The organism is Kitasatospora sp. NPDC090308 (assembly GCF_044769485.1).
GTDB lineage: Bacteria > Actinomycetota > Actinomycetes > Streptomycetales > Streptomycetaceae > Kitasatospora > Kitasatospora fiedleri.
The window spans coordinates 90427-102739 of record NZ_JBIVXY010000013.1 but is presented as its reverse complement, the minus strand read 5'-3'; the positions used below and the strand labels follow the sequence as shown (position 1 = coordinate 102739).

The 12313-nt window shown below is 75.2% G+C and carries 14 protein-coding genes; 13 read left to right on the top strand and 1 reads right to left on the bottom strand.

Annotated elements, in window-relative coordinates; all coding sequences use genetic code 11:
- Positions 1-148: 148 nt before the first annotated feature.
- The 7 genes from mscL (at position 149) to ACIQVD_RS25940 (ending at position 5547) form a co-directional block, all read left to right on the top strand.
- A complete protein-coding gene (gene mscL, locus ACIQVD_RS25970) occupies positions 149-568 on the top strand; it encodes a large conductance mechanosensitive channel protein MscL (protein WP_400680738.1) in 420 nt (139 codons plus the stop codon).
- The gene (locus ACIQVD_RS25965) at positions 565-1839 is read left to right on the top strand and encodes an aromatic acid exporter family protein (RefSeq protein ID WP_402291870.1); all 1275 of its coding nucleotides are present in this window, start codon (positions 565-567) and stop codon (positions 1837-1839) included. Before mscL ends, ACIQVD_RS25965 begins: the two co-directional genes overlap by 4 nt.
- A 109-nt stretch (positions 1840-1948) precedes the next feature.
- Positions 1949-2356, top strand: a complete 408-nt coding sequence (locus tag ACIQVD_RS25960; RefSeq protein WP_402291869.1) for a DoxX-like family protein — start codon at positions 1949-1951, stop codon at positions 2354-2356.
- Positions 2357-2493: 137 nt separating this feature from the next.
- Complete coding sequence (locus ACIQVD_RS25955; protein WP_402291868.1) at positions 2494-3486, top strand: DUF3419 family protein; 993 nt, start codon at positions 2494-2496, stop codon at positions 3484-3486.
- Positions 3483-4265 (top strand): DUF2071 domain-containing protein, encoded by a 783-nt coding sequence (locus ACIQVD_RS25950; RefSeq protein WP_402291867.1) that lies wholly within the window; start codon positions 3483-3485, stop codon positions 4263-4265. Before ACIQVD_RS25955 ends, ACIQVD_RS25950 begins: the two co-directional genes overlap by 4 nt.
- Before the next feature lie 74 nt (positions 4266-4339).
- On the top strand, positions 4340-5122 hold the full coding sequence (locus ACIQVD_RS25945; RefSeq protein ID WP_402291866.1) for a class I SAM-dependent methyltransferase: 783 nt from the start codon (positions 4340-4342) through the stop codon (positions 5120-5122).
- Positions 5119-5547: a hypothetical protein gene (locus ACIQVD_RS25940; RefSeq protein WP_400680751.1), complete on the top strand. Its 429-nt coding sequence runs from the start codon at positions 5119-5121 to the stop codon at positions 5545-5547. The genes ACIQVD_RS25945 and ACIQVD_RS25940 overlap by 4 nt, the downstream gene beginning before the upstream one ends.
- Positions 5548-5669: 122 nt before the next feature.
- On the opposite strand, the gene snpA is transcribed toward ACIQVD_RS25940, so the two are convergent.
- On the bottom strand, positions 5670-6314 hold the full coding sequence (snpA, locus tag ACIQVD_RS25935; protein WP_400680753.1) for a snapalysin: 645 nt from the start codon (positions 6312-6314) through the stop codon (positions 5670-5672).
- Between the two features lie 222 nt (positions 6315-6536).
- Between snpA and ACIQVD_RS25930 the strand changes: the two genes are divergently transcribed.
- The 6 genes from ACIQVD_RS25930 (at position 6537) to ACIQVD_RS25905 (ending at position 12264) form a co-directional block, all read left to right on the top strand.
- Positions 6537-7520, top strand: coding sequence for a LysR family transcriptional regulator (locus ACIQVD_RS25930; RefSeq protein ID WP_199527980.1), 984 nt, complete (start codon positions 6537-6539; stop codon positions 7518-7520).
- 740 nt (positions 7521-8260) lie between these two features.
- Complete coding sequence (locus ACIQVD_RS25925; RefSeq protein ID WP_400680756.1) at positions 8261-8827, top strand: excalibur calcium-binding domain-containing protein; 567 nt, start codon at positions 8261-8263, stop codon at positions 8825-8827.
- 107 nt (positions 8828-8934) lie between these two features.
- On the top strand, positions 8935-9612 hold the full coding sequence (locus ACIQVD_RS25920; RefSeq protein ID WP_400680759.1) for a class F sortase: 678 nt from the start codon (positions 8935-8937) through the stop codon (positions 9610-9612).
- A gap of 798 nt (positions 9613-10410) precedes the next feature.
- Entirely contained in the window at positions 10411-10635 is a 225-nt protein-coding gene (locus ACIQVD_RS25915) for a hypothetical protein (RefSeq protein ID WP_402291865.1), read from the top strand.
- Positions 10636-10779: 144 nt separating this feature from the next.
- Complete coding sequence (locus ACIQVD_RS25910) at positions 10780-11211, top strand: hypothetical protein (RefSeq protein ID WP_402291864.1); 432 nt, start codon at positions 10780-10782, stop codon at positions 11209-11211.
- Positions 11212-11451: 240 nt separating this feature from the next.
- A complete protein-coding gene (locus ACIQVD_RS25905) occupies positions 11452-12264 on the top strand; it encodes an SAM-dependent methyltransferase (RefSeq protein ID WP_402291863.1) in 813 nt (270 codons plus the stop codon).
- Positions 12265-12313 lie beyond the last annotated feature (49 nt).

Sequence of the window (12313 nt, the reverse complement as noted above, 5' to 3'; positions counted from 1 at the left end):
CCGCGCGACCGGTGCCCCGGAGCGGCCGGAGCCGTCGAACGCGCATGCGGACGGGCCGGGCATGCGGACGGCCGGACCGGGCAGAAGGCCGCCGGGCGCGGACCGCACACGACCGCCGCGCGGAGACCGAGGGGAAGGACGGACGTCAGTGAAGGGTTTCCGGGGTTTCGTCCTACGGGGCAACGTCGTCGACCTGGCCGTGGGCGTGGTGATCGGAGCGGCCTTCTCGGGCGTCGTCACCGCCCTGGTCCGCGCCTTCCTCACCCCGCTGGTCGGCCTCGCCACCGGCGCGGTCGGCGACTTCAGCCGCCGGACCCTCCACGTCCACGGGGTGGAGTTCCCGTACGGCGCGTTCATCGACGCCGTGATCACCCTCCTGCTCACCGCGCTGGTGCTCTACTTCGTGGTCGTGCTCCCGTTCAACAAGCTGCACGAGCGCTTCGCCCCGCACCAGGACGTCCAGGCGCCCAAGCGGGACTGCCCCGAGTGCCTGTCCGCGATCCCCGCCCAGGCGAACCGGTGCGCCTTCTGCACGGCCGAACTCGTCCGGACGCCCGACCTTCCGTGACCGCCCCCGGCCCGGTGGCGGCGTGGCGCGGGAAGGCGGCGGACGGCTGGCGGGCCGTCCGGGACGCACTGCGCCACCCCGGGCGCGCCGTCCGGGCGCACCGCGAAGGGGTGGTGCGGACCGCCCGGGTGGCGGTGGCCTGCGCGCTGGCCTGGGAGGTCGCGGTCGTGCTGCTGGGCGAGGACGAGCAACCCGTCCTGGCGCCCCTGGCGGCGCTGCTGACCGTCCAGCTCACGGTGTTCCGGACGCTGGCGCAGGGCCTGCGGCAGTTCGGCGGCGTCATGCTCGGGGCCCTGGCCGCGCTCGGCCTGCTGCGCCTGGCCGGGGCGAACTTCGCCACCATCGGCCTCGCCGTCGGCGTCTGCCTGGGCCTGGGGAAGCTGCTGCGCCTGGGCGAGCAGGCCACCGAGGTGCCGGTCACCGTCCTGCTCGTGCTCAGCACCGGCGCGCCGTACGCCCCCGTCCGGATCTGGGACACCCTGGTCGGCGTCGCCTCCGGCGTCCTGGTCAACCTGGTCGCGGCGCCCCCCACCTACGTCGGCCACGCCGCGGACCGCTCCGCCCGGGTCGCCCACCGCCTCGCCGACATCGCCCACGACACCGCCCGCGGACTGCGCGAGGGCTGGGACGAACGGACCTCCGACGGCTGGCTGCGCCGGGTGGAGACGGCCGCCCGCGAACTCGACCGGGCCCGGGAGGCGGCCGTCCAGGCCGAGGAGGGCATCCGCCTCAACCCCCGGCGGCTGCGGCAGGGCACCGACCCGGCGGTCGCGCTCGGCCCGCTGGGCGAGGGCCTGACCTGCCTCGGCCACGTCTGCGACCAGCTCGGATCGGTGCTCCGCGGCCTGGACGACCTGGCCCGCGGCGAGCGCCAGTTCCCGCGCGAGGCCGAAGCGCTCAGCGACGCGCGCGAACGGGTCCGGCCGATCGGCGACGTCCTGGAGGCCGTCGGCGACGCGCTCGACGTCCTCGCCCGCATCCAGCGCGACCGCGTCCGCGAGGCCGGGCACACCGACGACCTGACGGCCGCCCTGGAACGGGGCCGCGAACACCACGCCGCCGCCGCCGAGACGCTCTGCCGCACCGACCAGGGCCCCGCCGTCTGGTCCCTGCACGGCTCGATCATGGACGAGACCCAGCAGATCCTCCACGAACTCGACCCCCGCCACGGCCCCCACCCGGCCGCCCTGCACCCCCAGCCGCTCCGCCTCGCGGCCCCGCGCCGGGAGAGCCCGGAGCACTCCGAGGAGCCGCGGTCCCCAGCAAGTTGAACGCGTTCAAAAAGTTCGGCATGATCGGTGCCACGAGGTCCGGACACCAGTCCGGGCCGGCGCCGCCGTGCCCTGCGCGCGGACGGCCGGGGGAGTGGGAGGGGGGATCGTGGCAGACCTCGGAAGGACCCGGTGGCCGGCCGTCGCGGTCGCATCGATGTGGTGGTACGAGGGCTTCTGGTGCAAGGTCCTCCCCGGGCGGGCCGACCAGCGGGCCATCGTCGAAGGACTGCCCCTGCTGCCGACCGGCGCGGTCACCCCGCTCCTGGTCGTCCTCGGCCTCGCCGAGGTCGCACTCGGAACGTGGGTGCTGCTGGGCCGCCGCCCGTACGCCGCCGCAGTCGTGCAGACGCTCCTGGTGATCGGCTTCAACACCGGCGGACTGCTCTTCGGCGCCCGACACATCCCGGAGCCCGGGCGGCTGGTGGTCCAGGACCTCTGCTTCCTCGCGCTGATCTGGCTCGTCGCGGCCCGGCGCCCTGCGGGCGAGGTGCGGCAGGGGGTCTGGGCGTGGTGACCGTCTCTGTCTCCTCCGCCGTCGGGCGCTCCGGAGCCGTACCGCGTCCGCCGGTTCCCGCTGCTGCCGGTGCGCCGTGGCAGGCGGGTCGGCTGTTCGCCGGGCCCGCCGGCCGTCCCCGGGTGCTCTTCGGCCGGATGTACGAGGACCCGACCGTCGAACTCGCGGTCTTCCCGCCGCCCGGTGCCCGGGTGCTCTGCATCGCCTCCGCCGGGGACACCGCCGCCGCCCTCGCCGCGGCCGGGTACGAGGTCACCGCCATCGACCTGAACCCCGCCCAACTCGCCTACGCCCGGGCCCGGCTGGAAGCCGGGGCACCCGCGGTCACCGGCACGGCCGAACGGCTGACCGGCCTCGGCCGCGCCACGGCCGCCGCCCTGCTGCCGGCCTGGCGGCCCGCGTCCGTCGCCGATTTCCTGCGCCTCGACGACCCCGGCGAGCAACGGCGCCGGTGGGCGGCCGAGTTCGACGGCCCCGGGCTGCGGCTGCTCGCCGCCGCCGCCCTGCGGCCCGCCGGGGCGCTCGCCGCCGCGCTGCGCCCGGGCTTCCGGTGCGCGCTCCCGCGCGGCTTCGACACCGTGCTGCTCCGGCGGATCGCCCGGACCGTCGCCCGGCACCCCAACGCGGCCAACGACTGGGCCTGGCGGCTGCTGCTCGGCCGCGAACGCCCCGGCGCAACCACGCCCGCCCCCGCCCTCGCCGCTGCCACGGCCGGTGGCGGGCGGGTGCGGCTGGTGCGGGGCGAGGTCGTCGGGCACCTGGAGCGGTCCGCCGCCGGGAGCTACGACGCGGTGACGCTCTCCAACGTGGTCGACGGGCCGGGGCCGCGGTTCGCCCGGCGGCTGCGCGCCGCCGTCGAACACGCGGTGCGACCGGGCGGCACCGCGGTGGTCCGCAGTCTGCGCGAACCGGGCCCCGGCGGACCGGGACTCGCCGCCGAGGACCGGTCGATGATCTGGGGCGTGGTGCGAGTCGTCCGCACCCGGACGGACGGAATCGAGACGGACGTAACCGGGACGGACGGAACCCAGACGGACGCCACCAGGACGAACGAGCCCGAGACGGCCGGGACCCGGGCGGACAGAACCAGGACGGACAGGACCAGGACGGACGGAGCCGAGACCCGATGAAACACCTGCTGCGCCGCCACCCCGTCCCGATGCGGACCCACTTCGCGCACTCGCTGGTCCTCACCTACGCCCTGCCCCCGCACGTCCTGGAACCGCTGCTGCCACCGGGACTCGCGCTCGACACCCACACCGACCCGACCGGCACCGAGCACGGGTTCGTCGCCGTCGCCCTGGTGGACACCCGGAGCCTGCGGCCCGCCTTCCTGCCCGCCCGGCTCGGCGCCGACCGGGTGCTCACCGGGTACCGGATCTTCACCTGCTTCCCCACCCCCCACGGGCGGGCCATGCGCGGGCTGAAGATCCTCCGCAGCGACACCGACAGCCGGGCCATGGCCCTCGGCGGCAACCTGCTCACGCGCTACCACTACCGGCCGGCCCGGCTCGGCAGCCGGGTCGTCGGCGACACCCTGGAGTTCCGGGTCGTCAGCCGCGACGGCCGGGCCGACCTGCACGTGCGGGCCGACCTCGGGTCCGTCCCCGCCGACCTGCCGGCCGGCAGCCCGTTCGCCCGCGCCAAGGACGCCCGACGGTTCGCCGGCCCGCTGCCCTACACCTTCGAACACGAGCCGGAGACCGGATCGATGATCGTGGTCAAGGCCACCCGGACCCGCTGGGAGCCGACCCCGGTCGCCGTCGAACTGCCGACCCCACCCACCTTCTTCGACCACGGCCCGTTCGCCGGGACGACTCCCGTGCTCGCCAACGCCTTCCACGTCGCCGACCTCGACTACGGCTGGCACGCCGGCCGGCGCCGCGCCGAGAACGGGGCCGAACGGTGAAGCCGCCCGCGGCGGCCCCGGGAGAGCCGGCCGCTTTCTCCGGCGTCCGGGAGGTCGTCCGCTACAACTGGCCGATGTACGCGGCGGGTTGCCTCACCGCGGCAGCCGGTCTCGCCCTCGCGCACCGCCTGCCCGGGCCCGCCGCCCCCCTCGCGCGGGCGGGCGCGGTCGCCGCCGTGGCCCTGCTGGCGACCGGCACGGCCGCCACCTGGTGGGTCTACGACCGCTCGGAGCTGCGCACCTTCGACTGGCTGGAGGAACTGCTGCCGACCGGCCCGGGCGAACACCTGGTGGTCTCCTCCGGCCTCGACGAGACCAGCCGACCGGTGGCGGCCCGCTGGCCCCGGCACCCGCAGACCGTGGTCGACCTCTACGACCCGGCCCTGATGACCGAGGGCTCGATCCGCCGGGCCCGCCGCCTGGTGCCGCCCGCCCCGGGCACCCTCCCCGGACGGCCGGACCGGCTGCCCGCGGCGACCGGTTCGGCGGACACCGTCCTCGCCGTCTTCGCCGCCCACGAACTGCGCCGACCCGACGACCGGCACGCGCTCTTCGCCGAGTTCGCCCGGGTCCTGCGCCCCGACGGCCGCCTCGTCCTGGTCGAGCACCTGCGGGACGCCGCCAACACCGCGGTCTACGGCCCCGGCGCCCGGCACTTCTTCCCCCGCCGGACCTGGCTCCGGGCCGCGGCCGCAGCGGGCCTGCGCCCCGTCGCGCAACGGCGGATCGGCGGACTCGTCACCGCCCTCTCCCTCACCCCCACCGTCACCCTGACCACTGCCTCCACCACCACCCCGACCACTGCCTCCACCACCACCCCCACCGTCACCCCGACCGGAAAGCGCCGCACACCGTGACCCACCTGCTCACCCTGGACGGCCAACTGCGCCTGGTGGGCGCGGCCCTGATCGCAATGGGCGCGCTCCACCTCGTCCTGCCGCGGCTCATCGGCTGGCCCGCCGACCTGGTCGGAACCACCCTGCTGACCCGCCAGGTCTCCTACGTGCACCTCTTCTTCATCGCCCTGACCTGCGTCCTGCTCGGCCTGCTGCCGCTGCTGCTCACCCGGGACCTGCTCGCCGGCGGCCGGCTCGGCACCGCGCTGCTGGCCGCGCAGACGCTCTTCTGGGGCATCCGCTGGATCTTCGAGTTCGCGGTGTTCTCCCCGGAGCTGTGGCGCGGCGACCGGCTGCGGACCGCCGCCCACGCGGCGCTGTCGGTGCTGTGGACGTGGGTGACGGCCGTGTTCACCTGCGCGCTCGTGACGGCGCTCGGCAGTTGAGCGGTGGCGGTGGCGGTGGCGGTAGCGGTAGCGGTACAGCGCCGCGGGACCCCCGCCGACCGGGGCGGCCGACGGGGGTCCGGTACGGGCGGACGGACAGGCGGGCAGGCGGGCGGGCGGGATCAGCCGACGGTCGCGAGGCCGTTCACCCAGAGGCTGTTGACCCGGTTCCGCTCGGTGGTGTTCGGGTACGGGTTGGTGCACGAGGTGCCGGGGCCGCCGCCGGACATCAGCTCGCTGCACGGGCCGGAGTAGTGGTCGGGCAGGCCGAGCACGTGGCCGGTCTCGTGGGCGATGACGCGCAGCGAGCTGTACTGCCGGTTCTGCGCGTAGTCGAGGAAGATGTAGCCGCTGCCGTGGCCGTCGGTGGAGGCGTAGGAGCCGCGGGAGTCGTTGCCCTCGTAGTAGCGGAAGTCGGCGTTGGTGCCGGAGCGGAGCTGGACGTTGGCGACCGAGGAGTTCCAGATCTGCGCGCTCTGCGAGATGACGCTGCGGAAGGTCGGGGCCTGGCTGGCGTCGTAGGTGACGGCCACGGTCAGCAGGTAGGGGTTGGCGGCCTGCTTGGCGCGGGCCGACTTCATCACGGCCTCGTAGAACGCCTTGTTGCCCGCCTCCTCGGCGGAGTTGACGGCGATGCCCGCGGACGGGGTGTAGCCCTGGGCGGTGGGGGCGCCGGGGGCGGTGACCGCGGCGGCGGGCACGGCGGCGGTGCCGACCGCGAGGACCAGCCCGAGGGCGGCGGCGAGCACGGTCATGGAGCGGTTCATGTGGGGACTCCATTTTTTTCGCGGGCCCCGGGGCCGTGGGGAGGCCGTCCGGGACGCGGTGACGGGTTGTTGCACCGAGCTTGGGGCAGGGCGGGCGGGGCGCGGAGATGGCAACCGGCGATAGCACCGGTCAATACCCGTGCCCGGAAAGCGGTTTGACGGGTCGTGGTCGGCTTTTGACATGCTCTTGGCAGATGAGGGGCGTCTGGCTATGCTCCCGTGATGGAGCTCGACGTCCGACACCTGCGGGTGCTGTGCGCGATCGCGGACACCGGCAGCGTCCGGAAGGCCGCCCGTCGACTCGGCATGACCCAGCCGTCGCTGACCACCCAACTGCACCGCATCGAACGCACCATCGGCGGACGGCTGTTCACCCGCGGACAGACCGGCAGCCGCCCCACCGCCCTCGGCCACTCGGTGCTCTCCCGCGCCCGCCCCGTGATCACCGAGATGGACGCCCTCCTCGCCGCCGCCCGCGCCGAGGCCGCCGGACCGGGCCGCCGCCGACTGCGGATCGGCAGCGTCGGCAGCCGTGCGGTCGCCGCCTGGCTGCGCCGCATCCACGACCGGCTCCCGGAGACCGACACCACCATCCACATCGACATCTCGGCGATCGCCCTGCTCCACCTGGTCGCCGCCGAACAGCTCGACACCGCCTTCGTCCACGAGAGCGAGGGCTTCCCGCTGCACGTGCCGGCCGGCACCGAACAGCGGGTGCTGGTCGCCCGCGAACCCCAGTTCGTCGCCCTCGCCGAGACCCACCCCGCCGCCGGCCGACCGGTCGTCAGCCTCGCCGACCTCGCCCACGACACCTGGATGGTCGACCCCACCGCCGACCACGAGTACGCCGCCCTGCGCCGGGTCTTCGCCGAAGCCGGACTCGACCCGCGCGTCGTCCAGGTCCGCGACAACGCCACCGCCGCCGAACTCGTCGCCTCCGGCGAAGCCGTCCGCCCCTGCCAACCCACCTCGCCACCCGGCCCCGGCACCGTCCTGCGCCCCGTCCACGGCGACCCGCTCGCCGTCCGCCTCCTGCTCACCTGGCGCCCCGACACCGTCGGCGGCCCCGCCCTCGACGGCCTCTGGGTCGACCTCTGCCACGCCTACCTCGCCCTGGCCGGCGCCAACCCCGCCTACCGCGCCTGGCTGCACCGCCACAACCGCCCCCTGCACACCCTCCTCGCCCCGGCCGGCCCACCGCCCTGACCCCGCCCGGCCGAGCCACTGAAGACCCCCACGGGGGACCTCAGCCTCCGCACGGGAAACCGGAACGCCCCGGGCCCACCCTCCGGAGCGCGGGTCGCCGCCCTACCGGAGGGAGCCCGGGGCGCCGGACGCCACCGCCGGTACGGCGACGGATCGCGCGGCGGCTGCCGGCAGTGGCACGCGGTCGCCGCCGCTCGGGGACGCCCCCGGGAATCCGCCTCCCGAGCCGGGCACTCCCGGTCGGCCGCACCGATCGGACGGCCCGCCGTGTCGGCGAGGTGGAAGCAGTGGCCGTTGGACCGCACCGCGACCGAATCCCGCCCGTGCACCACCCGGAAGGTGTCCGCCCAGGGCTCCACGGTCAACTCCAGCGGGGCCTCACCGTCGTTCGTGACCACAACCGCGCCGTGCCCCCGGCCGGACATCCCCAGCACTTCTCCCGGCCCCCTGAACGCCCAGGCACCCACCCGCCACCGGCGCGCACGGACTGATCCGCGCACCCCGGGTCCGACCCCCCGGTCCGCGAACCCACCGGTGCCGGGCCCGTCCGCAGTGCGCGACGGCCCCCGATCGGGCTAACGGCGTCAGGACCCCTGCTGCGGCGCGACGCCCCGCCGGTACAGCGGCCACGGGGGGTGCCGACCGCCGCTCGGCGGGTGGGGGCGGCCCGTTCCGGTGGCGCGCCGACCGGCCGTGGACACGATGGGTGGCAGTCCCGGTACTCGTTGTGAAGGAACGTGATGGCCATGCGTGTTCACGCCGTTCTCGCCGCTGCTGCCCTGGGTACGGCCGTCCTCGTGCCGGTCGCCTCGGCGACCTCCGCCCAAGCGCTGACCCCCGCGGCGGATCTGAACTGCTCGGACTTCACGACGCAGCCGCAGGCGCAGGCGGTGCTGGACGCGGACCCCTCCGACCCGAACCACCTCGACACCGACAACGACGGCATCGCGTGCGAGGACCTGCCGGCCGGCACCACCTCCGGCGGCACGGCCTCCGCGAGCGCCGCGCCCTCCGCTTCGGCGAGCGCGTCCACGGCGACCGGCACCACCGCCTCGGCCTCCGCCTCCGCCTCGACTTTCGCTTCGAGCGCCGCCTCGGCCTCCGCCTCGCCGAGCGCCGTCTCCTCCGCCTCGCCGAGTGCCGCTGCCTCTGTCTCCGCCTCCGCCGCGGTGCCGCGCGGCGCGGTCGCGGCCGGCTACGGGCCGTCCGACCACACCCGGGCCGCCGCGGTCCTCGGTGCGCTGGCCCTCGCCGCCGGCGGCGGTGCCGTGGTGGTCCGCCGCCGCACCCGTACCGGCCGGCACTGACCCCGGCTCCCCACGGCCCGGTTTCGCCGGTCCCGCCGTCCAGGGCCGTATCCCGCAGCCCTGGACGGCCTCCCGGACGGTCCGGAGCGATGGCGACGAGGAGAGCGGTGAACGAAGTGGGCGGCACAGCAGCCGGCACACCCGACGGCGACCGGCGCGGACCCGGAGGTGCCCGGGGCAACGGCCTTGCCGCCGCCCTGGTGGCCGCCGCGATCGGACTCGCCGGCACCGCCACCGTGCTCGCCACCACCGGCACCCCCGCGCCACCCCCGCCCGCGCCGGCCGCCACCACCCCGGCCCCGGACGACCCCGCCACCACCGGCGCGCCGGGGATGCCGAGGGCCGACCCGATCCGCCTGCGCATCCCCTCACTGGGCATCGACACCCCCCTGATCCCGCTCACGCTCGGCCCGGACGGCGCCCTGCAACCCCCGCCCCTCGACCAGGGCGCCACCGCAGGCTGGTACGCGGCCGGCACCAGCCCCGGCGAGACGGGCACCGCCATCGTCACCGGCCACGTCGACACCCCCACCGGCCCCGCCGTCTTCCACCCCCTCTCCCTCCTCACCCCCGGCGCCACCCTCACCGTCGACCGCGCCGACCGCACCACCGCGACCTTCACCGTCGACCGCGTCACCAACTACCCCAAGACCAACGTCCCCGACGAGGTGTACGCGCCCGCCACCCACCCCGAACTCCGCCTGATCACCTGCGGCGGCACCTTCGACCGCGCCCACGGCGGCTACCAGGACAACACCGTCGCCTACGCCCACCTCGTCGGCTGACCACCGCCAACGACCGGCCGCCCCTTCCGGTGGACCGCCGACCCCCGACCTCCCTCATCCATCTCCTCCAGGGGACGACGGCCAGGCGCTCGACCACTTCCACCGACTGTCGGGCCCCGACCTGCGAGGGCGGCGGCGGTGCCGCCTGCGGCAGTCGACGAGTCAGGGCACCGTGCGCCCGGCGAACCGCCGGTGCCAACCCGGGCGTTGGGGCGATTCGACGCCGCGACAGGCGAGGTCGACCCGGTGCGGCCGGGCCCGGACCCGCTCCCGGCTCCGCCGCGCGAAGCGCCGGTGGATCGTCCGCCGACAGGCCCCCGAGATCGACGGGAGTCGGCACCGGGTGCGGCCCGGGGCCGCTACGCATGCGACCGCGACGACCGCCGCCCGGCCGACGGGCCGCGGACCCCTGCGGAACCCCGACGTCCACACGATCCGCGCCTCACGGGCGGGGGATGCCCTCGGGCTGGTCGGCGGTGTTTCCGGCCCTCGGCCCAACATCCCGCCGACGCGGGGTGGGTGGGGTTCGGGTCCGGCTGTGCGGCCTCGACCGCTGCCGAAAGGGGCATGGACAAAAGCGACATTCCCGCCCGGCTTTTGCCCGCGTTTGCACGGGGGGCTTTTCCGCGTGGTTCGCTCGAGGCGCGGGGGTAGCGTTGCGTGTCAAGGCCGCAACTCACTGTACCGGTGATGTTGTCGTGGCCGGTGGGCCAACACCGACCACGACGAAGGGCCGATCCAAGCAAGGACAACGACATGCTTGAACGACCCGCTCGGGATCGAGCGATCATGCCCTCGATGAGCTTCCACGCTAGCAGGATGTGGAGGTTGGGTGACGGAACGCCCCGGCCGGGTGCGGTCGGGTTCTCGGTGAAGCTCGGCAGAGCGTTGGTGGTGTCGGCGCTGCGGTGGGCCGTGGTGGCCGACGGGCCGAACTGCCGGGAGCGTGCGGCGCTGGTGTTGGCGCTGCTGTGGATGGCGAAGGACGTCCAGGTCGGCGCGGTCGCGGCCGGCCGGCTCTGACGTTCCCGGCGGCCGACCGGATGTGGTGTCCGGCCGGTCGCGCGCCCCGGCGCGCCCCGCACGCGCCGGGTCGCCTCCCCCGCCCGGGCCTCCTGCCCGGAACGGGTGTCACCGTTCCGTCGAGTTGACGTCGAAGGAGTCACGGTGTCCGGTCACCGGCCCGCGATAGCACTCGGGTACGCGGCCTTCGTCCAGCTGCGCCACGGCCCCTACGAGCAGTACGCCTGCGCCCGGTTGGGCGACGCGGAGGTGAGCCGCCAGGTGGTCCGGCACGCGTTGCGGCGCACCGAGTTGAGCTGGGACGCGGTGCTGGCGGCCGATCCGGCGGCGTTCGCCTGGCGGGTGCTGGGCGAGGTGGTGGCGGAGGCCCTGGCGGCCGTCCCGCGGCCCGGCGCCGACGCGCTCCACCGCGAACTGCCCACCCGGGCCGCCGACGCGGCGCTCCTGTACGAGCACCTCGGCATGCCGGCCTGCGCGGCGGCGGAGCTGATGGGGCTCGCCGAACCCGAACTGCACGTCGAACTGCTGGTGGCCCGCCGCCTGCTGGCCGAACGAAGGAGGAACGCCCCCGCCTAGAACCGGACACCGCCCAAGGACCGGACGCCGAAGCCCGCCGCCCGGCGGTCGCTCCGGCGCACTTCCTCCCCCTCGGAACGCGCCGGAGCGGGCCCGCACCAGGGGTCGCGCCAGGGCTCGCCATGCTTGCGCCATGCACCACCCGCACGGGTGATGCCGCTTCGCCATGCCCGCGCTATAGCATGACGGGCCGTCACATTGACTGGTGCAGAAGTTACTTGGCGACGCGAGGGGGAACGCGTGAGCGATTCACTGTCGGACGAGATCGACGTCAGCAAGCCGACCGCCGCGAGAATGTACGACTACCTGCTCGACGGCCGGTTCAACCACGCCTCCGACCGGGCCGCCGTCGCGCAGCTGCTGGAGATCGCGCCCAGCACCAAGGAGCTGGCGCTGAACAACCGCGCCTTCCTGCGCCGGGTCGTCGAGATCATCGTCCGCGACTACGGCATCCGGCAGTTCGTCGACCACGGCTCCGGACTGCCGACCCAGGACAACGTCCACCAGGTCGCCCAGCGGATCGACCCGGACTGCCGCGTCGTCTACATCGACAACGACCCCCACGTCCGGGCCTACAGCGGCCTCCTGCTCGACGAGAACCCGCGGGTCGCGCTGATAGCGTCCGACATGACGCTGACCGGGCGGATCTTCGCGCACGAGGACTTCCGCTCCAGGATCGACCTCCGGGAGCCGGTCGCGGCCCTGTTCGTGTCGGTGGCCCACTGCCTCACCGACGAGCAGGATCCTTTCGGCATGATCCGGCGCACCGTCGACGCCCTGCCCGCCGGGAGCGTCGTGGTGGTGTGCCAGCTCGTCAGCGAGGACGAGAAGGTCCGCGACGGGGTCACCCGCCTCATGCAGGAGGGCACCGGCGGACGCTGGGGCCGGGTGCGCACCGAGGCCGAGGTGCGGGCCTTCTTCGACATCGACCGGCTGCGGATCGAGGAGCCGGGCCTGCGCGACGTGACCTACTGGCGCCCCGACCGGGAGGTCTTCCCCCGGCAGCGCAGCGACGAGTGGATCGAGTTCGGCGGCCTCGCCGTCGTGCGGTGACCGGGCGGGCGCGGGCCGCCGTGCGGTGACCTGGTGGACGGGTGCGTCT